Annotated in this window: 19 protein-coding genes; 18 read left to right on the plus strand and 1 reads right to left on the minus strand. The window is 35.0% G+C overall.

Going from position 1 to position 25,720, the window contains the following annotated elements; all coding sequences use genetic code 11:
* The first annotated feature begins 114 nt into the window (after positions 1–114).
* The 13 genes from BC781_RS21845 (at position 115) to BC781_RS21910 (ending at position 13,199) form a co-directional block, all read left to right on the plus strand.
* Positions 115–498, plus strand: a complete 384-nt coding sequence (locus tag BC781_RS21845; protein ID WP_109621959.1) for an NTF2 fold immunity protein — start codon at positions 115–117, stop codon at positions 496–498.
* 120 nt (positions 499–618) lie between these two features.
* Entirely contained in the window at positions 619–1,233 is a 615-nt protein-coding gene (locus BC781_RS21850) for a hypothetical protein (RefSeq protein WP_109621961.1), read from the plus strand.
* Between the two features lie 100 nt (positions 1,234–1,333).
* A complete protein-coding gene (locus BC781_RS21855) occupies positions 1,334–1,738 on the plus strand; it encodes a hypothetical protein (protein WP_109621964.1) in 405 nt (134 codons plus the stop codon).
* A gap of 150 nt (positions 1,739–1,888) precedes the next feature.
* Positions 1,889–2,347 carry an SMI1/KNR4 family protein gene (locus BC781_RS21860; protein ID WP_109621966.1) on the plus strand — a complete coding sequence of 153 codons (459 nt, stop codon included), beginning with the start codon at positions 1,889–1,891 and terminating at the stop codon, positions 2,345–2,347.
* 96 nt (positions 2,348–2,443) lie between these two features.
* Positions 2,444–3,016 carry a hypothetical protein gene (locus BC781_RS21865; RefSeq protein WP_109621968.1) on the plus strand — a complete coding sequence of 191 codons (573 nt, stop codon included), beginning with the start codon at positions 2,444–2,446 and terminating at the stop codon, positions 3,014–3,016.
* 91 nt (positions 3,017–3,107) lie between these two features.
* Positions 3,108–3,596, plus strand: a complete 489-nt coding sequence (locus BC781_RS21870; RefSeq protein ID WP_109621970.1) for a hypothetical protein — start codon at positions 3,108–3,110, stop codon at positions 3,594–3,596.
* Positions 3,597–4,130: 534 nt separating this feature from the next.
* Positions 4,131–4,850 (plus strand): DUF2071 domain-containing protein, encoded by a 720-nt coding sequence (locus BC781_RS21875; RefSeq protein ID WP_109621973.1) that lies wholly within the window; start codon positions 4,131–4,133, stop codon positions 4,848–4,850.
* A 154-nt stretch (positions 4,851–5,004) separates the two neighbouring features.
* Entirely contained in the window at positions 5,005–6,426 is a 1,422-nt protein-coding gene (locus tag BC781_RS21880) for a pyridoxal phosphate-dependent decarboxylase family protein (protein WP_109621975.1), read from the plus strand.
* Positions 6,413–7,258: a bifunctional helix-turn-helix domain-containing protein/methylated-DNA--[protein]-cysteine S-methyltransferase gene (locus BC781_RS21885; protein WP_109621977.1), complete on the plus strand. Its 846-nt coding sequence runs from the start codon at positions 6,413–6,415 to the stop codon at positions 7,256–7,258. Before BC781_RS21880 ends, BC781_RS21885 begins: the two co-directional genes overlap by 14 nt.
* A gap of 415 nt (positions 7,259–7,673) precedes the next feature.
* Entirely contained in the window at positions 7,674–8,087 is a 414-nt protein-coding gene (locus BC781_RS25550; protein WP_158281553.1) for a PH domain-containing protein, read from the plus strand.
* Positions 8,088–8,274: 187 nt separating this feature from the next.
* On the plus strand, positions 8,275–9,219 hold the full coding sequence (locus BC781_RS21895) for a gliding motility protein GldB-related protein (protein ID WP_211323931.1): 945 nt from the start codon (positions 8,275–8,277) through the stop codon (positions 9,217–9,219).
* A gap of 84 nt (positions 9,220–9,303) precedes the next feature.
* Positions 9,304–10,818 carry a TlpA family protein disulfide reductase gene (locus BC781_RS21900; RefSeq protein WP_109621982.1) on the plus strand — a complete coding sequence of 505 codons (1,515 nt, stop codon included), beginning with the start codon at positions 9,304–9,306 and terminating at the stop codon, positions 10,816–10,818.
* A 1,151-nt stretch (positions 10,819–11,969) separates the two neighbouring features.
* Positions 11,970–13,199 carry a cellulase family glycosylhydrolase gene (locus tag BC781_RS21910; RefSeq protein WP_109621987.1) on the plus strand — a complete coding sequence of 410 codons (1,230 nt, stop codon included), beginning with the start codon at positions 11,970–11,972 and terminating at the stop codon, positions 13,197–13,199.
* Positions 13,200–13,487: 288 nt separating this feature from the next.
* Here BC781_RS21910 and BC781_RS21915 read toward each other — a convergent pair whose 3' ends face one another.
* Complete coding sequence (locus BC781_RS21915) at positions 13,488–15,659, minus strand: T9SS type A sorting domain-containing protein (RefSeq protein ID WP_109621989.1); 2,172 nt, start codon at positions 15,657–15,659, stop codon at positions 13,488–13,490.
* A gap of 489 nt (positions 15,660–16,148) precedes the next feature.
* Between BC781_RS21915 and fsa the strand changes: the two genes are divergently transcribed.
* From fsa to BC781_RS21940, 5 genes are all read left to right on the plus strand, one after another.
* Positions 16,149–16,823, plus strand: a complete 675-nt coding sequence (gene fsa, locus BC781_RS21920) for a fructose-6-phosphate aldolase (protein WP_109621991.1) — start codon at positions 16,149–16,151, stop codon at positions 16,821–16,823.
* Positions 16,824–16,897: 74 nt separating this feature from the next.
* Positions 16,898–18,949 carry a transketolase family protein gene (locus BC781_RS21925; protein ID WP_109621992.1) on the plus strand — a complete coding sequence of 684 codons (2,052 nt, stop codon included), beginning with the start codon at positions 16,898–16,900 and terminating at the stop codon, positions 18,947–18,949.
* A gap of 486 nt (positions 18,950–19,435) precedes the next feature.
* Positions 19,436–21,799, plus strand: coding sequence for a sulfatase-like hydrolase/transferase (locus BC781_RS21930; RefSeq protein ID WP_158281554.1), 2,364 nt, complete (start codon positions 19,436–19,438; stop codon positions 21,797–21,799).
* An 84-nt stretch (positions 21,800–21,883) separates the two neighbouring features.
* On the plus strand, positions 21,884–24,685 hold the full coding sequence (locus BC781_RS21935) for a carbohydrate-binding protein (protein ID WP_109621996.1): 2,802 nt from the start codon (positions 21,884–21,886) through the stop codon (positions 24,683–24,685).
* A 308-nt stretch (positions 24,686–24,993) separates the two neighbouring features.
* Entirely contained in the window at positions 24,994–25,698 is a 705-nt protein-coding gene (locus BC781_RS21940) for a hypothetical protein (protein WP_158281555.1), read from the plus strand.
* Positions 25,699–25,720 lie beyond the last annotated feature (22 nt).

The following is a 25,720-nucleotide window of genomic DNA, read 5'->3' on the forward strand; positions in this document are numbered from 1 at the left end:
CTTAAGGAAAGAAAATAAAACTACTCACAACAAGGGGCATATTGCACAGTCGTCATGCGACGCAATCCGCCTGCGACACCATGCCCGAGTCGTTGGCGTTCATTAGAATAATATATGCTAAATAGAATCCTTTTCATTACGTTCTTTTTCTTTATTTCATTCGGTACAATTGCACAAGATTTAGATCGATATAGAATGACTGAAAGTCAAGCTAGAGTTTATTTACAAAATGCATTAGATGACAAAAAACAGCATAATTCTATAGGACTTGAATCGATTCTGGACACAGAAGAGATAGCTATCTCTTTCGCTGAAATGATTCTAATGAAAGTTTATGGCGTTAATCAGATTCAAGATCAAAGACCATATGATGCATTTCAATTGGATGGATATTGGATAATAAAGGGCACTATTCCGAAACAAAAACGTGGAGGAACATTTTTGATTATTATATGTGATAAAACTTGCGAAATCGTGAGATTAACGCATGGGAAGTGAATATTTAATTAATAAAGGAGTAAAAACAAACGCCAACAAGGGGCATATTCCACAGGCAGTCTTGCGACGCAACCTGCCTGCGATACCATGCCCGGGTCGTTGTAGCCAATTAATCAACAGATGAGAAAACTAACAGTAACAATTCTGACATTGACTTTGATATTTTTATCAAGTTGTAATGTAAGTATGAATAAAATTGACATTTGGACAGAACAGGCAACTGTGACTGAGATTATTGGTTTTGAAAACTCTTTGAGCGAAGAAAATCAGATTCTTGAAATGAATATCTTTCTTTCAAAGAGTATATATCCGTTGATTGATGAATACAAAATTGCAAAACCGATAATTTTCAAACGCGAAAATGCTGGTTTTTTACCACTCTATACCCAATACTTCTATTCTGAATCTGACTCAATGATCAGATATATAAGTTATGATTGGGAAAAAGAGATGTACGGAGATTTCTCTAGAAAACAAGAAGTGTGGAAAGAGGAAAGTAAAAAGTTAGAAGAATATGACACTGAGTATGATCGAATCAAATTAGCTTTGGTTGAAAAATTGGGAGAACCAACAATTCAAGATGAAGAACCACAAAAGATTAAGTCTAATTCTGGAAGAGGGGATTGTCTATCAAGAAATACTGTTTGGGAAACAGATAAGTACTATTCAAAATTGAACTTGATTTTTGAGTCCATGACATATAGACTTAGGTGGTATCACTATTTGAAAAAATAAAAAAACTGGCTACAACAAGGGGCATATTGCACAGTTAGGTATGCGACGCAATCCGCCTGCGACACCATGCCCGAGTCGTTAGGCTGCATTAAATCAAAAGATGGTTAAACTAGATATTAAATCCAAAAACAGGATTGATAATAATAAAGTCAAGATAAGTGATAAATTGTTTTTAGTAGCAAGATATGTGGAAGAGAAATATGGAATTATTACTCCCCCCAATTACTGGGATGATGCATTTTCTAAATTTAAACAGGATGACAAGACTTATTACAGAAATTGGCTTTGGATATGTTATGTTGAGTGGGAAAGCTTAATTCCTCCAATTGAAGAAACTGAAGTCGTTTTTGGTAAAGAATTAGCAGACAGACTTAATTATTTGGATAAGAATGATTGGAAAGATTGTGAAGATGTTGAGGAGTTCTTGGATATTGATGGAAAAGGTGGCGAAACTCTTTTAGAATGGGCAAAGAAACATTTGATAAGCCTGGAGGTTGAGCATTAAGAAGAATAGATGTTCTGACAAGTTAGAAAAACAATTATAAAAAATCAGTAGAAAAATTAAAACGCAGCCTAACAAAGAGCATAGCCCACAGGCAGCCTGCGACGCAATCTGCCTGCGATACCATGCTCGGGGCGTTAGCAATAATATGTTATGATAAAAAGCTTCATAAATAGACTTGATAGATTAAGAGAAATAGATTCTTCAAATAGTTTATTTGGTTCCAAAAGATGGAAATACGGATTTAAAACTATCTCAGAAACCGAAATTCAAAATTTTGAGAAAGTAAATTCAATATCTATACCTAAAGAGTTTAGATCATTCATACTTGAAATAGGTTTCGGAACAGCAGAAAACTATGGCGCACCGTTCAATGGAGAATTGACTTTTTGTAATGATGATGATGACGAATTTCCAATTTCAGAGGGTTCGATTATTATTGCTGAACATGGATGTGGAATTGCATCATATTTAATAGTCAAAGGAGATTATTATGGACAAGTTTGGGTAATGTTAGGAGACTGTTCAACTAAACTAGAATCAAAAGACTACTTTGAGTGGTATTCAAATTGGCTAGATTCTGCGATTGAAAAATTAGAAGCAACCGATTAAAAAAAAATTGCTATCAAAGGGCATAGTTCACACCGCACTCACCATCAACACGACCTAAGTGCGATACCATGCCCGAATCGTTGCCACCCATAATAGATGAAAAAAGAATTCTATCTAGTATTTATAATTCTTACAATAGGATTTTGTCATAGATTTTTGAATTGGACTTTAAGTTCAGGCTATGATTCATTGCTGATATTCACAGGATTGATTCAATTAAGTCTATTGATTTTTTACACCATATATCTGATAATAGAAGAGAATAGAAAGTATATTATAGCCTTACTATTACTCTTAATTTTAGGATTTATAGGTGAATTACTCGATTTATTAAAATTAGTTGATAACACACTTTTAATGGCAATTGTCAATGTAGTTCATGTTCTAATATTAATTCAGATGGTAGTAGATACTCAAAAGAAAAGAGATTCAAGGCTCAAATTAATGAGTATTTTAATGTCTTTGACAATCCTTTCACGTTTTATATCGGTCTTAATTTTAGAAAGTACAGAATTCATTTATCCGTTGAATTTCATAGTCTTGATTTTGGGTTTTATGCTAATAATAGGGATTCAAAAGAAAGGATTAATAATAGAGCCTTATTTGAAAATAGTAACATTACAATATGCTCTAGGAACAATAACGGGCATTTTTTACATTTTAAATTAATAAAACGGTTGGCAACAAGGGGCATATTCCACAGGCAGCTATGCGACGCAACCTGCCTGCGATACCATGCCCGGGTCGTTGTGTTTAATATATGAAAAGTGATAAATCAGAAATTTTCCAAATCGAAGAAGGTCAAGGATTGGAAGTTTTAAAATTTGGTTTTAGTAGAGATGAAATTGAAGTAATACTTGGAATTCCTAGTGAAATAAAACAATATTCATACTCAGATGATAAAGCCAATTTAACTGAAACTTGGTATTATAATGACTTAGGGTTATCACTTAATTTTGATGAGGAGGATAATTGGCGACTTGGAACAATAGCTGTGGAATCTAAACTTTATAGATTTAAAGATTTTATTCCAATAGGTTTATCAAAAGACGAGCTTAGATATAAATTAGGAGTCGTAAATATAAATGATCTTCAATATGAAAATTGGAACTCAAAAGAAAAACCTACACATGAATTACTTTTTTCAGGCTCACTAGGAATAAACTTTTGGTTTGATGAAGACTGTGTTAGTCAAATACAATGGGGACCTGATTTTATAGATGATAATACAATAAATTGGCCGAGTTAAAATAAAAATAAACACAACAAGGGGCATATTACACAGGTCGGGTGCGACGCAACCCGCCTGCGACACCATGCCCGAGTCGTTACAGCTCATTGTGTTAGCGTGTGCAGAGCGGGGAAGTAGCGGATAAAAATTTGCGTATCTTGAGCTAACTTTCGATATAGGAAACTCGAAGAATGGACTTTTTAGATTTATTTTTTCTTGTGATTCTATCTACCAATTCGATTTTATCTCTGACAAGATTTGAGAATTATTGAAGAACGTAATTTTGAGTAACTTAAATGGAATCGAAAAGTTGGCGATAAAATTTGATTAGAACGTTTAGCGGAATATTAGCGGACAAAATGCGTATAGAAAAATTGCAGAGCGTAGCGAAATCGTAAGAAAAACGTCTGCAGAATATGAAGAAATAGTTTGCCGATTTATGGCGATTAAACAATAAAACCGATCTGTAACAAGGGGCATAGCACACAGGTCAGATGCGACGCAATCTGCCTGCGATGACCATGCCCATGTCGTTAGTGGCAATAAATTAAGATGATGATACCAAAGATTAAAGGAATAATAGATAGGCGAATTCTAATTAATTATCGAGTTGATAAGGATGTCCTAGCTAGTTTTTTACCTGAGCCATTCAAACCTAAATTAATCAATGGAAAGGGTATCGCAGGTATTTGTTTGATTAGATTAAAAGAAATAAGACCAAAAGGTCTACCTAAGCAAATCGGAATTTCATCTGAAAATGGAGCACACAGAATAGCTGTTGAATGGATCGAAAATAATAAATTAAAAGAAGGGGTTTATATTCCAAGGAGAGATACTTCTTCCAAATTGAACTCACTTGCTGGAGGAACGATTTTTCCTGGAATTCATCACTTAGCAGATTTTTCTGTTAAAGAAATTAATGGTAGTTATAAAGTGGGTTTTATAAGTGATGATGGAACCTCTTTATCAATAGAAGCTAACGAGACGGTTAGTTGGAACCAAGAAAGTGTCTTTGAAAATTTGGAATCTGTATCTGAATTTTTTGAAAGTGGTTCAGTTGGTTATTCTCCCGATAAAAGTGAATTTGATGGATTAGAACTCAAAGCCTACAATTGGAAAGTATCTTTGTTAGATGTAAAGGAAGTTAGATCGAGCTTTTTTGAGAATGAGAAGATTTTCCCTAAAGGTTCCGTGGAGTTCGACAATGCCTTATTAATGAGAGACATTGAACATGAATGGATTGGATTAAAAAAAATTAAAAAAAGCCACTAACAAGGGGCATAGTTAACACCGCACTAACCGTCAACACGACCTAAGTGCATTACCATGCCCGATTCGTTATAGGGCATTTGAAAAACCGCAAGAATCGGGTTTCATTACGTTTTGAGAATTGAGAATTTTGTCAAAACATTTAAAAAGAATTAATATGCAATTTGATTTTGACAATAAACAGAGAAAAGAAATACTCAAAACAGTATCTGAAAAGTTGGAGAACTATTATAGCTCAACAAAAGATTTTAAAACCAATCCTGATTTGAACATAAAAGAAATCAGAGAATCTATACTTACCAAAGAATTAGCTAATGGCATTAGCCCAGATAAAGCAATCGAGCATGTGATAAAAGGACTTGAGACCTTTTCAGTTCATACACCGCATCCTAAGTATTTTGGACTGTTCAATCCACGTTCTAATTATGCAGGAATCATTGCTGACTTAATCACAGCTACTTATAACCCTCAATTAGCTGCTTGGAGCCATGCCCCTTTTGCCGTTGAAGTTGAGGAGTTAATAATTAGGGAATTTGCAAATAAATTTGGATACGATGGAAATGCAGATGGTGTTTTTACAACTGGAGGAGCTGAAGCCAATCTTACAGCTATGCTCTGTGCTTTGAACCATAAATACCCAAACTTTGCTAAAGATGGAGCATTTGGTTTGGACAAAAAGCCTGTTGTTTTTTGTTCAGCAGAGGCTCACCACTCTATTCAAAAAGCAGCAAAAGTTGTTGGGATTGGGTACAGTCTTGTAGAATCAATACCAGTTACAGATGAATTAAAGCTGGACACAGAGATTTTACAGCAAAAACTAAATGAACTTGACTTATCAGTTTATTCGCCATTAATGATTATTGGAACTGCAGGAACTACTGGCACAGGTACAATTGACGAACTGAATCAACTAAGTTTCATTTGCAAAAAGAACAACATTTGGTTTCATGTTGATGCAGCTTATGGAGGCGGAGCAATTTTAAGCCAGGATTTGAAGCACCAATTAACAGGCATTGAAAAGTCTGATTCTATTACTTTTGATGCTCATAAATGGATGTCAGTTCCAATGGGAACAAGTATATTTTTGACATCGAAAAATGATATTCTCGGAAAAACGTTCAGAATTTCAACAGAATATATGCCTAAAGAGGCTGATAAACTCACGATTACCGAACCCTTTACACATTCTATACAATGGTCGAGGCGATTCATTGGTTTAAAAATATATCTTTCACTACTATTCTATGGTTGGCAGGGATATGAACAAACCATCAATCATCAGGCAGAGATGGGGCAGTATTTGAGAAATAAGTTATTAAAAAGTGGTTGGCTTATAAAAAACTATACAGGTTTGCCGGTTGTGTGTTTTACAAAAGCAGATTTTGAAACAGATACAAATTTCACAAAAGAAATATTGGATAAGATTTTAGCAAAAGGTAAATCATGGTTGTCTGTTTACCCTATAAAAGGAATACCTACTTTTAGGGCTTGTATTACAAACTATAATACTACTGAAAAGGAAATCGATGAATTGGTTGATGAACTAAATGATGAAGTTATAAGCTATGTTGGACAATAAAACACATCAATATAATAAAATTGCAGAAGCTATTGCATTTATAGATGATAACCATAAAGTGCAACCATCTTTAGACACAATAGCTGAACATGTAAATTTAAGCCCTTTTCATTTTCAGCGTCTATTCAAGGAATGGGTAGGAATTAGTCCGAAAAAATATTTGAAATTTATCAGTTCAAGTTATGCAAAGAGTTTGCTCAGGAAAAAAGAAAGCAACCTATTTGATACGGCTTTCGAAATGGGCTTATCTGGAACAGGAAGGCTTCACGACATGTTTGTAACGATTGAGGGCATGACTCCTGGAGAATATAAAAATGGCGGTTCAAGTCTGATAATCAATTATAGTTTTGCAGAAACTCCTTTTGGCGAAATCATAGTAGCAGCCACCAACAAAGGAATCTGCCATATGGCATTTAGCGAGAATAATGTATTAGCATTCAAGGAATTACAAGACATTTTCCCGAATGCAACATTCAATCAAAAAGTAGATAAATTTCAACAAGACGCTTTATTTATTTTCAGTAATGACTGGACTAATCTTAGTGAAATAAAATTACATTTGAAAGGAACAAAATTTCAATTGAAAGTTTGGGAAGCATTGTTATCAATTCCTTATGGAAATCTCTCTACTTATGGAGAAATAGCAGAAACGATTCAGCATCCAAAAGCATCGAGAGCAGTGGGAACGGCAATAGGAAACAATCCGATAGCCTACCTGATTCCATGTCATAGAGTAATTCAAAAATCGGGAAATATAGGTGGCTATCATTGGAATCCGACAAGAAAGAAAGCTATAATAGGTTGGGAAGCTTCAATATTGGAAAATGAATAAAAACGCACTACACCATTTTTTATAAGTAATGTCAGACAAAGTGCTAAATATCAAGGTTTGTAGCCCGCTCAAACATGGTAGAAGTTTGAAAGGAAACTACAGCGCAATCTGCGACAACTCATACAATTTACAGTTATCATTAATTAATGTCACATAAATGAATTATTGTTCAAATTGCAGTCATAAAATAGAATATGGAAGTGCCAATTTTTGTTCTAATTGTGGGGCAGAATTAATTGCAAGAAATAAGAAAAATATCGAACAAGATCTTTCCTTTAAAGAAAATTCGAATAATATTTTTTTAATTCTTCACCCTCAATATAATTTTCTTCACCAATTAACTACTAACATTTTTCATCTAGAATCTCTATTTTTTACTCTAATTATCAGTATTGTGTGGGGGACTGTATTATATATGAAATTAGGAGGAATATCTGTTGATGAGTACTTTTCAATTAATATTTTCTTTTCAAGAATTGAGGGAGTCTATATTTTCTACTCACTTTTAGCAATACCAGTTTTTATAATTAGACCATTAATTATACTCCTTTACAACTACCTAATATATAGTAATACAACTTACAGAATCAAGGAGAATGAAATAGAGTATTGTGAGAGTTTTATAACTGAAAATTATAGTTCTATTGAATATAATAAAGTAATAGAGGTACACCTTAGAAAAGGTATAATTCAAAAATTATTTAAATTAGGTACCATATTTTTAGAAACACCAGGGAGTGGTGATGGTAGGAATGGTATTCTAATAAAAGATATATGTAATTATGAAGAAGCATATAAATTAATTAATTCATTAGTACGAAAAAAATGATAACAAGGGGCATATTTGATAGGCAGCTATGCGACGCAATCCGCCTGCGATACCATGACCGTATCGTTGGCAAGAATAAATAAACTTTAAAAACTACCTATAACTTATGTACAAATATATTTACATTTTTTTACTTATGTCAGTACTACTTTTTTCAAAATGTACTAACAACGTAAAAACAAATGAAATGAAAACACAATTGGGGTATTTTGACCAGATTAATGAGATCCCAGACAGCGTTCAAGTAGAAGGTATTACAATCAAAAATCTATTTAAAAATCAGATTTTAGCTCATCAATCTGGGTATGATAGTACTCTGATTACAGACAAAGTTTATCTAAGTCATCAAGCCTTTTGGGACAATTGTTATGGGATGATTTTCGGAGAAGAAAATAGTCATAAGTTCCAAACAACCAAAGGGATGATCGCATGGAATAGAACACTTTATCCTGAAAATAAAAGCATGTTTGATGAAAGAGCTAAAGTTTTAATAGAGCTTAAATTAGATTCATTGCTAAAAACAAATTTGAAAAAGTTCAATGATTTGGTTCCATATAAGGTAGAGTCTACAATCGGAATTTTATTTACACCATTGATAGGTATAGGTTTTGGAGGTTGTAATAAGGATCAATTTTGTATAGAACTCAATAATACAGATTATGAAATAGCTTATCTGATTGAAAAAGGTTTACCTCATGAATTAAATCATTTAGCTTATGAACCATTGAGAGGTGATGATCCTAAATTTCAAACAGCTTTAGGACAAGTTCTAGATGAAGGTTTTGCTTGCTATTTTGCATGGAAATTTTTTGAAGGTGAAATGACTAAATATGAAGCTGTTTCTAATATGAGTGAAAGTGATTGGAATTGGTTTGTTCAAAATGAGAAAGCAATTTTTGAAAAATTACAAGAATATTTCGACGACGAAAGTGGGGATAATCCAATCTTACGAAACGATAAACTCAAACTTTTTCCTGATGCTCCTCAAGGTTTAGCGTATTGGCTAGGTTTTAGAATTGTTGAAAAATATGTTGAAAATCATGGTGAGAATAGCTGGAAAGATATTTATGAACTAAATATTGAAGATGTGCTGGATAAAAGTGGGTACGATGAATATATTAGTGAATTATAAAAACTTTTGCCAAAACGCAGGCAGAAGAGACGCAATCTACCTGTGAAACCATGCCCGAATCGTTACCAATAACTATAAAATTAAATGAGATACTTTTTACTATTTGTAATTTTTTGTTCTTGTTCATTGAAAGAAAGTGAACGTACCCAAAAACTTAAAAATACAGATAATACCGTTTTTGTTTTTCATGATGCAAAATATGACTCTCATGTTCAGTTAGAAAAGAATGGGGGAAGACTCGGCAGTGTTTTGCCTTTAGGTTTGGTTCTTTATAAAGATCAAAAGCAAAATGACTTTAAATCTTTTATACCCAATCAAACAGTAGATACCTTGGTTATTGACTCCCGTAATGATGAGTTTTTAGAAATCATACACCGTTACAAAGCGATTGAAGATATCCACTTTTTGATCAAGGCAGGAGATACGGTGAATATTTTTTACGACAGCATTGGTTATCCAGTACTTGAAAGCTCTATAAGTGATGATTTTACCAAACTGTATAATTTCAGAAAAGATATACGCACTACAATAGAAGTAAATACACACCTTTTTGAACCTCAAACAATCTTAAAATCAGAGTATAATACTGCCAAATATTACTTATATAAAGAATCCAAAGAGAAATATCATTCTATATTTGAGAACAAGGCATTCTATGATGTAGATACACTTGTCAGACAGCATCAATCTTTCAAAGAAAAGTACTTTAAAGCTTTACAAACTACTTCTTTAGAACAGTCTAATCGATCATTAGTATATCAAGAATATTTTAAGCAGATACTGAAACTAGATACATATTATATTCGCTTGATGCATAATTCTCGTCTTGATCAAGGACTTACAGCTAGAGACATATATCCAATTTTTAATGATAGTCTGATTGATTATCCATCCTATAATCAATTCTTTCAATTGTATTTGGCAATCATTGAATATAAGCGGGACAATATTGTTCATATTAGAAAATCGAATAGTATTACCCCTCATTACAGGCAAGTCTTCGAAAACCTTAGATTGAATGATTCCATTCCTGAAAAAACAAAATGTCTTCTCAGTAGGATTTTGATCAATGATATGGTTGAAGACAAGAACGCTGATTTGTTTAGAACACTAGCTGAGCATAAAGAAATGTTTAGTGATTCTACTTTTCTTACCGAATTTGAGGAAAAAAACAGGCTTACCGAAAGTGAAAATACAATTCTTCTAGAGTCTCCCGATGGTGAAATTATAGACTTTTTTAATTTACTGAAAAATGGGAAGGAAGACGAATACTACATTGAATACTGGGCGACTTGGTGTAAACCTTGTATAAAGGAGTTTCCTTATTTGAAAGGATTAGCAGAAAAACTTGCCAATGAAAATAAAAAAGTAATTGCTTTATCTTTAGATGAGGAATCAGGTAAATGGAAAGATTTCTTGAGACAAAAGGACTTTATTGATAAAGAAATTTTACACTTTAGAGTATATAATCAGTTCTCTTCAAAGAAGTTGAAATCTTATCAAATAGAAAGTATTCCTAAAAATATGGAGTTCTTTAAGAATGGAAATATCAAGACTCTTAATGCTCAGCGTCCAAGTCAAATCCTAACAGTAAAATAATATTGGTGACAAAATGCATATTGCACCTCTCAGCTATGCTGATGAAGCTTCTTCTTATCCTTAATCATATAAATTTAGTATTTTAAGGTCAATAATGTAAACATCCATACGTCGCAACAAGCCTTACGTGATATCCAGTCGTTAGCTACAATTATAAGTTGAGAACTCTCGAGAATCATATTTGGAGTATTTTAAATCATATCTAGAATTCAAATATAGGTGGTCTATTGAAAATTTTGATTGATGGAACAGTATAAGATAAAAAAGAGTGAAGCAAAGAGAATTGTTTATCAACAATTGCCAAAAAAGATTTTAGTATTGATTCTCGTAATTGGATATTTCCTGTACGTCTGTATTACTCTTCTTATAGATTTTGAAACTAATACTATCCTTATAGTTACAGGATTATTGATTGCTTTGTCAATTTCAACTTTCTTTGTTGTAAATGACGTTAAGAATACAATAAATGAACTATCAGGTTCTTATTATGAATTAGTAGATAACAAGCTATACCACATTTTATCTAGCGGGGACACAGTAACAATAGACTTAAAAAACTTGAATAAAATTACAGTTAACAGTAAAGGGATAATCATTAGAACGTTTAATCGTAAATATTATCTCTCAAACAAAATCACAAACAGTAGTAACCTCTTTAACCAAATAAAGAGATGTAGACAGTAATTATATTTAAGTTTTAAAACTTGAAATAATTGTGGCTGTAATAAAGAAGGGATATAAACCACTTAGTCAATTAAATGACTAAGTGGTTTTTCTGTTTTCAGGCCTAAACTAAAAGAAAGTAAAGATAAATGTAGTCCCATAATCCTTTTACTTCTGAATAGTGATAAAGTAGGTTATGACAGTATTTGAGTTGCGATAAATATATTTTCAAAAATTGTAATATTTACCATTACGCTTTAAAACACAGGAGGTTAACATTGTATAATTTATCCATATTTTAAGGGTTCGGGACCAATTTTATGCTCATTCATTTTTTTGATTTTCTTTCTTATCCTTTTCTATCGTTTGATGTTTTAATCAGTTATATATCTTCTTTAATTAGTTGAATAAGATCGACTCTCTATCAAGATCACATTAGTATTCTTCTTGAAGTTTTTGAGAGTGTTTTTTAACTAATAATAGCACAAATGAGAAATTATATATTAGCACTAGTTTTATCCTGTTTACCATTTCAGCTTTTTGCTCAAATGGGCGTTAATGATTCAATACCTGTATTAGGAAGGTGGTCAAAAGAACGTATCAATAAATGGTATGCAGATCAGCCTTGGATGGTTGGCTGTAATTATTATCCTGCAACTGCAATTAATCAGATAGAAATGTGGCAGGAATCCACTTGGGACCCTAAACAAATAGATAAAGAGCTTGCTTGGGCTGAGGAAATAGGTATGAATACATTAAGAGTGTATTTGCATGATTTAGTTTGGGCAGCCGATGAACAAGCTTTCTACCAGCGAATGGATGATTTTTTAACTATCTGCGAAAAGCATAAAATACGTGCATTTTTTGTCTTCTTTGACGATTGTCATTTCCCCAATCCAAGTTTAGGTAAACAACCCGAACCCGTCAAAGCATATCATAACTCTGGATGGGTAAATTGTCCTTCTCGTGAGTTAGCACATCGTTATGCTATTGGAGAGGTGAGTGAGGTAGAAAAAGCTCATCTAAAGAATTATGTTCAAAGAACTATGTCACGATTTAAAGATGACAATCGAGTAGTGATGTGGGAATTATATAACGAACCTGGAAGAGGAACAGGAGAAGAAGGCGATATGGCAAAAGTAAAAGTCCGTAGTGCGATTGGAGATCAATCAAAACAATTAGTCTATGATTCTTGGGTTTGGGCAAGAGCGATAAATCCATCGCAACCTATAATGTCTACTACTGCGGGGAGTATTGGGCAAATAAATATTAGAATAAATCGTATTAATTCAGATTTGCATTCCATTCATACATACGGGCCTCCAAAGGGAGTTCGTGCTAGAGTGAAAGAGTATCAAAAAGACGGACGTCCTGTGATTGTGACAGAGTGGCTAGCTCGAACACGTAATAGTACTGTGGAAGATTGTCTGCCTGTAATGAAAGAGCTAAATGTTGGAGCTATTAATTGGGGCTTTGTATCGGGCAAGTCTGGAACGATTTGGGATTGGAAAAGTAGAAAAGATGCAGAAGGTAAAAAACGTAGCGTAGTACATGAGCGCGAAGTAGGAAATATTGTGAAAAAGGGTGAGGAGTTTCCTGAGCCAGAAGTTTGGTTTCACGATATATTTAGAATGGATGGTTCTCCATATAGCCAATCTGAAATAGAGATTTTTAAACAATTGACAAAAGACAATAAGGCAAGTTATCCCTCAAAGTAGATCGTTTAAGCTTTGCTTTTGTATTTCTAAAAATATGAATTTCCTAGAAATATCAATTGCAGTCTACCCTCAGTTTTTTGATAACTTTTAAAGTCAGTTTAAAAAACTACTCATTTGAAAATAGATATCGACAACTCTTCGGTACTGATATTTTTTAAAGCAATATTTAGTCAATTGTTTGAAGATATTTTTTAAGTCTCCAAGGTAACCGCAAAGAAAGAAAATGAGCCATCCTAAATCTCTATTTAGAATGGCTCATTTTTGGTATTTGTAATAATTCTATGATTATTATCTTTTAATAAAGGAAGTACAACCAATACCTTCCATACATAAAAAATACAATCCTGGCTTTAACTGGTTCACAGGAATTGAAGATTGATTTTCAAAACTTCCTACTTTCTGCCCCAGAGTATCAAAAATATGTATGATACCTTTATTTCCATCTTTTGTAGTTATATGAATAAAATCATCAGATGGATTTGGGTATAATTTAAAGCCTTGTTCAGTTTTTAAATCATTGCTTGTAATTCTCTCACTTACATTTATAGTAAAGGTAAATTCGCCACTACACTCATCCTCAGAATTATATTGTACAGTATATTCTCCAGCCATTGAAAGGTCAATGTTATTTAGTTCTAGCACTTCAAAGCCAGAGGTTTGGTACATGTTTGTACCATTTGACCATTCGTAATTCCAAGCGTCACCATTCAACCACAGCTGCAGATTATCACCTTCGTTTACATTAATCACATCAGCTACTTGTGCGCCAGAATTATTCACATTGTAGTAGAATTTCACTTGCTCAAGACCACAGGCAAAACCAGGGTCACAGCCAAAGATTTGAATGTTTTGAGTAGTTTCATCATCTATATTGAAGTAAGTTTCTTTGTCTTCTTCTTTAATACATTGGTTGTCAATAAAGACATTTTTAAACGTGATGTTCTTCATCCAATATACATCTCCGTTTGAAAGCTTTGAACCTTCAATAAGCGACTTCATAGCTCTAGGAGTTTGCTGATATCCGTTTCCATCGAAAATGACTTGCTGACCTGATACATAGATGTTTTCCATAAAGATACCATCTACGCTACCAACTTCATTGGTGAAATCCGTAGGAAGCTCATAGTTGCCCACATCTATCTTTCTTGAATTGTTATGTAGATTAACCAAGGCAGGGATATTTCCATCAACCCATAGATTTTTGATTCTAACATTAGAACCATTCATATCAAAATCTATCTGAGACATAACGATACCATTATTGTTTCCAATATTCCTCCACTCTGGATAAATAATGTAATTATTCGTCATTGTAGAGTTTTCGGTATGGTAGCCGCCATCCCAGCCCAAACACATAATCGAACCATTGAAACCTTGCCAAATTACATTATTTGTGATCGTTAGTCCCTTATTGTAGAATACATCATCACAAGCTCTGAAAAAGCAGTGATCAACGGTATTGTCTTCCCCCCAAGGTCTTGCACCATCGTTATTGGGGTGCCAAGCCCAGTATTTCATACGGTAGTAATTTGCTTTTCCTGACCCCATATTTACACCATGGCTAGCTCCATCACAAACGATGATACCCTCTATGGAGTTGTTATTTCCACCAAGTCCAATATGAGACTCTAGTGGCTCAAAGGAATCAACACCCAAAATTCCACCATTATTAGCTAAGTTTTTAGACCATTTGAAATCTCTTCCTGTCAAAACTCCTCTACCAAATATTTTTACGTTGTTGACCTTATTTCCGTAAATACGGCCATGAACATAAGCTCCCCCTTCAAAGTAAACTTGTTTGTTATCTGCCATTACTTCTGCTAGGTTACCGACTGTGCTTGAAAATTGTGCTCTTAGATCGTGATATCCTTTCGGAAAATATATGGTGCTTGCCTGAGTCATTTCTTCAATACTTGATTGCTCACTATAAACATGAACGGAAGCATCATTTTTATCAGGTACATTAGTTTCCAAGGGTTCTCCAAAGATCATAAGCATATGTTTGACCACTCCGTCACTTGTATGTTGGTTATCAGCAGATTTGAAATTTATAGAAATATAGTCAGCTTTCTCAAGTTCAAATGTAATGGTTTTTCCATCTGTTGAACGTTCAAATTCAATGTCGAATGGCGAAGGAACAATCTCAATATCTGACGAACCATCTCCAAAGAGTTTTTCTACTTCAATTTGTACGGGTTGAGAAAAATCAGATGAAAATTCAGTCCAGTTAAAAGTACGTCCGCCTCTAAATTCTGCAGCAAAATTAGGAATCTCGATATCTTTTGATTCTGACATGATCACTTGAGATGCGATTACCTCTGAACCTTGAATAATTCTGACTGCATATTTATCAGATAATAAAGCCTCACCTTCTTCAGTTGGCCAATCGTAAGTGACAATTTCTTGTGCTTGAGCAAATAATGCACAGGTTGATATTAGAAAAAGTAAAATTAACCTCATAGCTATCTCTTTATTTTTAAGCTTAACTTAAATGTTATCGGCTAAGTAAACTAGAATAGATATACCATCTTTTTGTCATGAATCACTAAAAGGTCATTTCGGCAATTACTGTGGAAACTAAGGCTAATGTTTACTTCAATTTATCATTCTGATTCATCTTAATAATTCCATTTTTCATTCAGATTTCATTTAAAATTTTAGTCTTGATAGTATGAAAATGAAGATTCTTTCTTTTGACCTTTTAATGCTATTGAGTATTTCTTTTCGAGAAATAAAATATTGTTAGGTTTTGAAATTGATCGTAATGAACTTCGAAAAGTACTTTCAGTACAATTCATTCTTAGTAAACCAAAAAAGCATTTTTCAGAATAAAATAGATCAATTCAGCTAAAGTGGGCTGTATATATTTGAACAAGTCGATATATCATTCCTCAGGTGGTATTGGTGCGTGTTTAATTTGTGGTAAATTCTAATCTGAAAAATAGAACGATGAAATTTTTTGTAGATACAGCAAACTTGGAAGAAATTCAAGCGGCGTATAACCTAGGTGTACTTGATGGCGTTACAACAAATCCATCTTTAATGGCAAAAGAAGGTATTGCAGGTGAAGAAAATGTGATGGCGCATTACAAAGCAATCTGTGATATTGTAGATGACAAAGTAAGTGCCGAAATTATTTCTACTACTTATGATGAGATGATAGAGGAAGGTGAAAAATTGGCGGCAATTGATCCAAAAATTGTATTGAAACTTCCTGTTATAAAAGATGGGATTAAAGCTATTCGATATTTTACAGACAAAGGTATTCGTACAAACTGTACATTAATTTTTTCAGCAGGTCAAGCATTATTAGCTGCCAAAGCTGGTGCAACTTACGTTTCTCCTTTCTTAGGAAGATTAGATGATATTAGCATGTCGGGAGTAGGTTTGATTGAGGAAATCAAAACGATCTTTGACAATTATGATTTAGGTACGGAAATCCTTTGTGCTTCAGTAAGACATTCAACGCACTTATTGGATTGTGCTAAGTTAGGTGCAGATGTGGCTACTTCGCCATTGTCAGTATTCTTACAGTTATTAAAACACCCACTTACCGATAGCGGACTAGAAAAGTTTTTGGCAGATCATGCCAAAGTAAATGAACAAGTAGTACAAGAAGCATAGATTCTTTTTAACATAACTATTGAAGCGGTGAGATACTTTTCACCGCCTTCTTTTTTTTAAAAAACATCAATCTCATGGAAAATAATTTATTAGAAGATATATCTGTATCACAGAAGGCAGCAAATAATATCAGAATATTATCTGCTGCAATGGTTGAAAAAGCTAAATCGGGGCATCCTGGTGGAGCAATGGGTGGAGCTGACTTTATCCATGTCCTCTACAGCGAATTCTTAAAATATGATCCGAAAGACCCGACTTGGATCAACCGAGATCGTTTCTTTTTAGACCCAGGTCATATGTCTCCAATGTTGTACAGTGTTTTGGCTATGCAAGACAAGTACTCTATGGAGGAATTGAGTAATTTCAGACAGTGGGGAAGTCCTACACCAGGTCATCCTGAGGTTGATGTCTTGAGAGGAGTTGAAAATACATCTGGACCTTTAGGGCAAGGACATGCGATGGGAGTTGGTGCAGCAATTGCAGAACGATTCTTGGCAGCAAAGTTTGGTGAATGGATGTCGCATAAAACTTATGCTTATATTTCAGATGGTGGTATCCAAGAAGAAATTTCTCAAGGTGCAGGTCGCATTGCTGGGTTCTTGGGATTAAGCAATTTGATCATGTTCTATGATGCTAACCAAATCCAACTTTCTACGACGGTAGATGAGGTCACAAATGAAGATACAAAAGCGAAATATGAAGCTTGGGGTTGGAATGTGATTGTGATTGATGGAAATGATCATGAGCAAATTCGAAAAGCTTTGTATCAGGCTCATGATGAAACTGAAAAACCAACTCTAATTATTGGAAATACAGTAATGGGTAAAGGAGCCTTAGGTGAAAAAGGTGAGTCTTATGAGGCAATGACATCTACTCATGGTCAACCACTTACTGGTGCAGGTGCGTCTTTTGTGAAAACCGTTGAAAACTTGGGAGGAGATGCAGAAAATCCATTCCAAATTTTTCCAGAAGTAGCAGCACTTTATGAAGATGTACGAGAATTCAATCAATCTTATGCACAAAAGAAAAAGCTAGATGCTGCTGTTTGGGCAGAGGAAAATCCAGAATTGGCAAAAAAGCTATCGGATTTTTATGAAATGAAGACGATTGAGAATGTAGATTTCTCTCAGATTGAACAACAAGAAGGAGTAGCAACAAGAGCTGCATCTTCAAAAGTACTTTCCGTTTTTGCTGAAAAAGTAGAAAATATGATTGTTTCATCAGCGGACTTGAGCAATTCAGATAAAACAGATGGCTTCTTGAAAAAGACAACAGTGATTACGAAAGAAAACTATGGCGGTGGTTTCTTACAAGCTGGAGTTTCTGAGTTGACTATGGCCTGTTTAGCTAATGGTATGGCATTGCACGGTGGTGTTATTCCGGTCGTCGGAACATTCTTTGTGTTCTCCGATTATATGAAACCTGCTTATCGTCTTTCTGCTTTAATGGAATTACCTGTAAAGTATGTTTGGACACACGATGCTTTCCGTGTAGGAGAGGATGGACCAACGCACCAACCTGTGGAACATGAAGCGCAAATTCGTTTGATGGAGCGTTTGCAAAATCATAATGGAGAAAACTCGATGTTGGCCCTTCGTCCTGCAGATGCAGATGAAACAACCGTAGCTTGGGAAATGGCATTGAAAAATGTGAAAACTCCTTCGGCACTTGTGTTATCAAGACAGAATATCAAAGCACTTCCATTGGAAACTGGAACAAGGTATGAAGCTTCAAAAAGTGCTGAAAAAGGTGGATATATCGTTAAAGATGTAGAAAATCCTGATATTATTTTAGTGGCAAGTGGTTCTGAAGTTTCAACATTGGTTGCAGGAGCAGAACTTCTCGAAGAATTAAAAGTTCGTATTGTTTCAGTGCCTTCAGAAGGTCTGTTTAGAAAACAAGAAAAAGCATACCAAGAAGAAGTACTCCCTGCTTCAGTTCCAAAATTTGGGCTAACAGCAGGTTTACCTGTTACTCTTTTAGAATTGGTAGGAGATCAAGGAAAAGTTTGTGGCTTAAATCACTTTGGTTATTCAGCTCCGGCAAGTGTTTTAGATGAAAAATTTGGTTTCACAGCAACTTATGTTGCGCAAGAGGTAAGAGCATATTTAGCCTCTTTGAAGTAAATACCAATCGGTAGATAAAGTAGATAAAAAAGGTTTTCCCTTTTGTAAACGTTACAGATACCGCCTCGTCATTTTGACAGGCGGTATTTTTTTTGAATCAAATTTAGGACTAAAAACCGATGAAGGTGTAGCCTTTTACCCAATATGATGTTGTGTATTCTTATTAGGCTTTTAAGTATGTATTAAAACTCAAAACTGATAAGAATAATCTTATTGTCCATAGTGATTAGAAGTATCATAAAGACAAAATTTTGAAACAAAAGGATTATTAAATCTTCATATGAATAGTAATATTGACACTTGAAAGCTGATTATTACATCACTACTGACAGCTTTTAATCTTTCTCAAAAAGCGAAAGAGAAACCCAAAAAGCCTCCTCCCAATTAGACAGGGATGCTGTCTAAAATATGGTACGATCACTAGTGAAATAGTGAATATGATCACAATACTAAATGCTTAATTCTTTACCTCAGAAGGGTAGTAGAATGCAAATTATTCTATTACTGTTTTTCAGCTTTGCAGTAAGCAATACAGCAAATGCACAGCAAAAAAATGTGCTATTTATCATGGCTGATGACTTTAATAACTGGTTAAATAAAACTGGTTATTATCCTGATGCTATCACACCAAATTTGGATGCACTCGCAGACAAAGGCGTTCTTTTCACAGATGCACATGCTTCTTCCCCTGTTTGTAATCCTTCTCGAAATGCTATTTGGTCGGGTATTCGACCGTCTACCTCAGGAATTGACAATAATAGTGGCGGATACATCCGTGATATTTCAGGTTTTGAAAAGGTGATTACCATGAATGAGCACTTCCAACGCGAGGGCTATCATTTATTTGGAGGTGGAAAGCTTTATCACCCTGGAAATATGAATAACGAAAAGGCTGATCCGAACAATTGGGATGAGTTGTATAAAAAGGGTACGGGAAGTCCTGGAGGAGCATCTTATCAGTGGGCATCTCCAACAGATGCCTTGTTCAAATGGAGTGCAGGAGAGTTTAAGCTTGAAGATGCAAATGATACCAAACTTGCGAATGCCACGGCAAATTGGATTCAAAGTTACCAAGGAAATAAACCCTTTTTTGCAGCCGTAGGTCTTTTCAGGCCACATTTGCCTTGGAATGCTCATAAGCAATTCTTCGATATGTTTTCGCCTAATAACTTGCCTTATCCGAAAGGATATTTAGCCAATGATGACGAAGATGTTCCTACAAATTATAATGGTAGAGAAACATATGAACAAGTACAGGCTGATGGAAAATACAAAGATGCTTTACGTGCTTATCTGGCAAATATGGCTTATGCCGATTACAATGTTGGAATCATGCTTGATGCCTTAGAAAATAGTGTGCATAAGAATAATACAATTGTGGTTTTTATTGGTGATCATGGTTGGCATTTGGGTGAAAAAGATCGTTTTAGTAAACATGCAGTCTTTGATATCGCACATCGAACCACTATGATCATCTACGATCCGAGTGCAGCAGACAATGGAAAGAAGTGTACGAAAGTAGTGAGTTTACAAGATTTATATCCAACATTAGTTGCTTTATGTGGAATCGAAGAGAAGTCAGATATTCAAGGAAATGACATATCTCCGCTATTACGAGATGTAAATGATAATGCTTGGGATAAGCCTATTTTTATGTCGTATAGTGGGACACAAATTGTCAAAACGAACAAATGGAGATTGATTGATAATGGAAATAATAGTCAGCTCTATGATATAGAAAACGACCCTTATGAATGGACTAATCTTTATGGACAAAATGGATATACCGAAAACTCCGCTACAGTAACTTCGCTTCGCTCAGAAATTTCACAAATGTTGCAAGAAGGGAATCAACTTTCTGTGGTGAAAGGTTATGGACAAACTGGAAATGGCACAGCTCCTACAGAATATACAGGAGAGGAAAGTCCTTCTCCTTGTAATGGAATTCAAGATATCACAGACCTCAGTGCTACGGTCAATTCCTGTTCTGAAATACAACTTTCTTGGTCAGCAATCCCTTGTGCCACACAATACATTGTAAGAAGAAAAGCAAATGGAGCTACAACTTATACAAATCTAGGAACGGTTGTGCAGAATTCCTTTACGGATACAGATGTACAAGAAAATAACAATTACATCTATCAAGTAAGACCTTATGATGGTACCACGAAAAAAGTCTCCAACAACCCAAGTGTAAATACCTCAAACTGTGTTATTCCAACTTCAAGCTTTTTGTATATCGATCATAAATCAAGTGGCAAACGCTTGACGGATAGTAATGGCGTAACAACTAAGGGAGTCGGGAATACAGGAAATTGGGTACAATGGGAACAAGTGCCAACAAGCAATGACTATTTCTATTTAGTGCTCAGAGCAACGGGTGAAAAATTAGGAAGTTCTGACGGTGAAAATGTTTCAATGTTTGAGGCTTCAAATACTTCTGATCTAGTTCAATGGAAATGGATTAGGGTGGATAACACTTGGAGTAGATTAGAAAATAAAGCCCATACCCAATGGTTACATGTGAAGCCCGATGGTATTTCCAATATGAGAATTGGACCATTATCTTGGACAGGAGATAATACACAATGGAAGTATACTTCGGTTTCAAGTAACAGCCGAAAATCTGAAGAATTCGCTATCGAGACAGGATTTAGAATAGCACCTAACCCTGCTGGTGATTTATTGTATATCATTGGAGCTAAAACTCAAACAGAAATCAATATCTACAGCTTAGAAGGAAAACATCTATTAAAGTCAAAAGGTAAATTGGTTGACATTAGCTCATTAAAAAGAGGACTTTACATCGTTCAGATTGAAGAACATTCACTCCGTCTCATCAAAGAATAATCAATAAACACACATATCTAAAACTAAGCCTTTTTATAAGGCTTGGTTTTTCTCTACAATTTTAAACTATTAAAAAGTTAGCACATGAAACAAGTTCTACTACTCTGTTTTGTCTTTGTGTTTGCTATTTTTCAGGCAAATGCAACTGTAATTACCTATCCCAGTAATCACTCAGATCAGTATCTACCAACTTCAGATTATTATACTGTAACTGTAAAACAAAATGGGAATACTTATAACACCATTGTATACATGAGCGAATCGAATGCCGATAATAACAGTCGTGCTCAATCGATTCTAAATAACTCAATTTCTTGGACCAATTTTTCCTTTTCAGGAGCTGTAACGGTTAGAGTTCAATTGAAGTCGGGGCAAAATAAGGTAACATATCCTTCAGCCAGTATTTTACCGAAAAGTAAAGGGATTACACCTGTCAAAATCAACAACACAACTTTGGAATTCACAATCACAGAGGCAGGGCAATATTCTGTTGAATTTGGTACAGATGGCTATGAAAATGGCCTAATGATTTTTGCAGACCCATTAGAGACAAGGTCAGCGCCAACAGGCTCTGATGTCAAAGTTTGTGACCCTTGTAATCAATCTGACTTAAATAATCTTTCGGGCTATACCGCCGTTCATTTCAAAGATGAATTTCATCCGATTAATACTTGGCAAGTACCGACCAATATCAAAGAAATTTATATTGCTGGAGGTGCTGTGGTACGTGGAGCGATTCACTTGATGGATGCAAATAATGATAATACACTCGTACATGGAAGAGGAATTGTTGATGGTGGAGGACTCTATTATCCTTGGACCTCACTGAAAACACACGGGATGGAAAGTACAACTACAGTTAGTGGTGTTACAGTGGAAGGAATTACATTCTCACAGGCAGGGGCATTTTTTGTCCGTCTTTTGGGAACCGATAATAAAATGGATTGGATTAAGACCATTGGAGGGTGGAATTTTAACAATGATGGATTGGTCGGCTATACAAATACAGAAATCACCAACAGTTTTGTATGGGCCGATGATGATGGAATTAAACTTTATAGGGATAATCAGACAGTAGATAATATCGTTATGTGGCACTTGGTAAATGGTGCTTGCTTCCAATGGTGTTGGAATTCAGTTTCTGCAAAAAATGTAAGGGTTTCCAACGTAGATATCATTCATGGACAATGGCCAGGAGATGGACAAAACCAAGGTGTTTTTAATGCAAGAGGTAGCTCTACCACTAGTGGTACGGGTACGCAAACCGATTGGATTTTTACCAATATCAATGTAGATACAGAGGTTAAAGTATTATTTAATCTCGCTCCCAAAACACCGCATTACATCAATGATATAGAGTTTAATAATATTTCCGCAAAGACAAGTTCGGGGGTAATCAACCGCATAGCAGGCTACGATGCAAACCATAAGGTAGATAATGTTCGGATCAATAATTTGGAAATGAACGGGACTTGTATTGATGATGGCAATAAGTCTTCCGCAGGGAATTTCAGTATTTCAAATGCTACAAATGTTAGTTTTAGCTGTTCGTCTACACCACCAACGGGTAACGATCCAGAAGATATTTCAGACCTTGCGCTGAGTAATATTTCATGTAATTCGGTCACACTTTCGTGGTCAGATACCAATGGCGAAGATGCTTATCGTATTCGTAGAAAAGTAAGTGGAGAAAGTACTTTTACTACCCTTACCGATGTTAGTGCTAATGCCACTTCTTATACCGATGGTAGTGCGGTAGCAAATACTTCTTATGTATATCAAGTTCGCCCAATGGTTGCTGGAGTTGCAGTGGCAGTGTCGAACCAACCTACGGCAAATACACCAAGTTGTACTGCTACAGGCGTGGTTTTGCCAGCTAAAATAGAAGCGGAAGATTATGATAATCAAAGTGGAATTCAAACCGCAGGGACATCGGATGCAGGTGGTGGAGATTATGTAGGTTGGATTGCAACAGGAGATTACATTGAATTTGATGTAGATGTACCAACAGCGGGTACTTATGATTTTGCCTATCGAGTAGCCTCGCAAAGTAGCGCAATTAAATTTGACTTAAAAGAAGGAAACAATGTACTCACTTCAGCAAATGCAGCAACTACAGGAGGATGGCAAGTTTGGAAAACAGAAACAACAACCGTAAATCTTTCTGCGGGAACGCAAACATTACGAATCCTAGCTACTGGAGGCGGATGGAATATCAATTGGATTGAGTTTACAGAGAGCACACCAAATGTGGGTACGAGCGTTCTTTATATCGATCATAAGGCAAGCGGGATGCGTCTGACAGATAGTGGAGGTGTAACGACTAAGGGAACAGGAAATACGGGTGATTGGGTACAATGGGAACAAGTGTCAACAAACAATGGATACTTCTATTTGATTTTGAAAGGTTCTGGAAGAAAATTAGGCAGTTCAGATGGAATTAATCTTGCAATGTTTGATGCTACGAATACGTCAAATGATGTGCAATGGAAATGGATTTCGGTGGATGCGACTTGGAATCGATTGGAAAATAGAGCACACACCCAATGGCTACATGTAGGTAGCGATGGAGTGACGAACATGAGAATAGGTCCAACAAGTTGGACTGGTGATAATACCCAATGGACATATATTCAAGTCAGTAACAATTCTAGGATTGCAAGTACATTCATTGAGGCTAAACCAGAATTAAAGATAGGACCTAACCCTACTAAGGATGTTGTGTATGTTTTTGGAGCTACTTTTGATGATATGGTAAATATCTACAGTCTTGACGGAAAACTGAAAGTCCAACAAAAAGGCTCATCCGTGAATGTAAGTAGTCTTAAAGAGGGCATTTACATTCTGAAGGTGAATTCAGAAACCTTTAAACTCGTCAAAGAATAAATTTGATCAGTCATGGAGCTTTTAAGCTAGCTCCATGACTTTTTTCATCTCAGATTTTTTTATGTATAGAATCCTGTTGAGTTTATTGAGCGTTTTTACATAAGAAATAGCTGAAATTAACTTATTGATGTTAGTTAAAGGATAAACATTTAGCTTTTCATTGAGATTAAGATTTAAGCCGATATGGTTGATTTAGGGCTTCAGGTTTTTGTTTCATTTCTTACTCAAACAGGCAATTTATATAGATGAAAGAATGATATGTAAATGTTATAAAGACCTTATTATGCATTCATAAAGACTTAGAAACTATGAAAATAAAAAAGTTGAAATTCATTTTAATTATCTACTCTGTTTTTACATTTTCATACTTAAATGCCCAAGAAAGGGATAAGATTTTTCTTGAAGAAAATGGCTGTGTGTCTGTTGAAGCAGAGCATTTCTATAAACAGACTCAAAATCAACATAGAGAATGGGTAGTGATAGATAGTGATCAGTATAAATATGCCGATCAGGATGGAGATAAAGGGGAGTATGCTACCGCTTGTGCGGCAACCTTTATTGAACTTTTGCCAGATACAAGACGAACTCATGCAGATAAGTTGGTGAAAGGAGAAAACTTTAGTGGAACTCCTGGAATAGCAGTAGTGGAATATCAAATCTATTTCAATACACCAGGCAAATATTATGTTTGGGTCAGAGCTTTTTCAACAGGTACAGAAGATAATGGAATTCATGTCGGATTAGATGGTGAATGGCCTGAATCAGGAAAAAGAATGCAATGGTGTAAAGGTAAAAATGAGTGGACTTGGGAGTCTAAGCAAAGAACAAAAGAACATCATTGTGGGGAAGCTGAAAAAATCTTTTTGGAGATAAAGGAAAAAGGAGTGCATAGCATTCAGTTCTCAATGCGTGAGGATGGATTTGCTTTTGATAAGTTTCAATTATCAACTTCTTATGAAAAACCTCTGAATTTTGGTATTGATGAAAAGATCTATTCATCGAACCCTAATTAGAGATTTCTGTATTTAAGTAACC

The sequence above is a fragment of the Sediminitomix flava genome (assembly GCF_003149185.1).
Classification (GTDB): Bacteria; Bacteroidota; Bacteroidia; order Cytophagales; family Flammeovirgaceae; genus Sediminitomix; species Sediminitomix flava.

Coding starts and splice junctions, on each gene's coding strand:
- BC781_RS21845 (WP_109621959.1), top strand. CDS start 115: ATGCTAAATAGAATCCTTTTCATTACGTTCTTTTTCTTTATTTCATTC.
- BC781_RS21850 (WP_109621961.1), top strand. CDS start 619: ATGAGAAAACTAACAGTAACAATTCTGACATTGACTTTGATATTTTTA.
- BC781_RS21855 (WP_109621964.1), top strand. CDS start 1,334: ATGGTTAAACTAGATATTAAATCCAAAAACAGGATTGATAATAATAAA.
- BC781_RS21860 (WP_109621966.1), top strand. CDS start 1,889: ATGATAAAAAGCTTCATAAATAGACTTGATAGATTAAGAGAAATAGAT.
- BC781_RS21865 (WP_109621968.1), top strand. CDS start 2,444: ATGAAAAAAGAATTCTATCTAGTATTTATAATTCTTACAATAGGATTT.
- BC781_RS21870 (WP_109621970.1), top strand. CDS start 3,108: ATGAAAAGTGATAAATCAGAAATTTTCCAAATCGAAGAAGGTCAAGGA.
- BC781_RS21875 (WP_109621973.1), top strand. CDS start 4,131: ATGATGATACCAAAGATTAAAGGAATAATAGATAGGCGAATTCTAATT.
- BC781_RS21880 (WP_109621975.1), top strand. CDS start 5,005: ATGCAATTTGATTTTGACAATAAACAGAGAAAAGAAATACTCAAAACA.
- BC781_RS21885 (WP_109621977.1), top strand. CDS start 6,413: ATGTTGGACAATAAAACACATCAATATAATAAAATTGCAGAAGCTATT.
- BC781_RS25550 (WP_158281553.1), top strand. CDS start 7,674: ATGAAATTAGGAGGAATATCTGTTGATGAGTACTTTTCAATTAATATT.
- BC781_RS21895 (WP_211323931.1), top strand. CDS start 8,275: ATGAAAACACAATTGGGGTATTTTGACCAGATTAATGAGATCCCAGAC.
- BC781_RS21900 (WP_109621982.1), top strand. CDS start 9,304: ATGAGATACTTTTTACTATTTGTAATTTTTTGTTCTTGTTCATTGAAA.
- BC781_RS21910 (WP_109621987.1), top strand. CDS start 11,970: ATGAGAAATTATATATTAGCACTAGTTTTATCCTGTTTACCATTTCAG.
- BC781_RS21915 (WP_109621989.1), bottom strand. CDS start 15,659: ATGAGGTTAATTTTACTTTTTCTAATATCAACCTGTGCATTATTTGCT.
- fsa (WP_109621991.1), top strand. CDS start 16,149: ATGAAATTTTTTGTAGATACAGCAAACTTGGAAGAAATTCAAGCGGCG.
- BC781_RS21925 (WP_109621992.1), top strand. CDS start 16,898: ATGGAAAATAATTTATTAGAAGATATATCTGTATCACAGAAGGCAGCA.
- BC781_RS21930 (WP_158281554.1), top strand. CDS start 19,436: ATGCAAATTATTCTATTACTGTTTTTCAGCTTTGCAGTAAGCAATACA.
- BC781_RS21935 (WP_109621996.1), top strand. CDS start 21,884: ATGAAACAAGTTCTACTACTCTGTTTTGTCTTTGTGTTTGCTATTTTT.
- BC781_RS21940 (WP_158281555.1), top strand. CDS start 24,994: ATGAAAATAAAAAAGTTGAAATTCATTTTAATTATCTACTCTGTTTTT.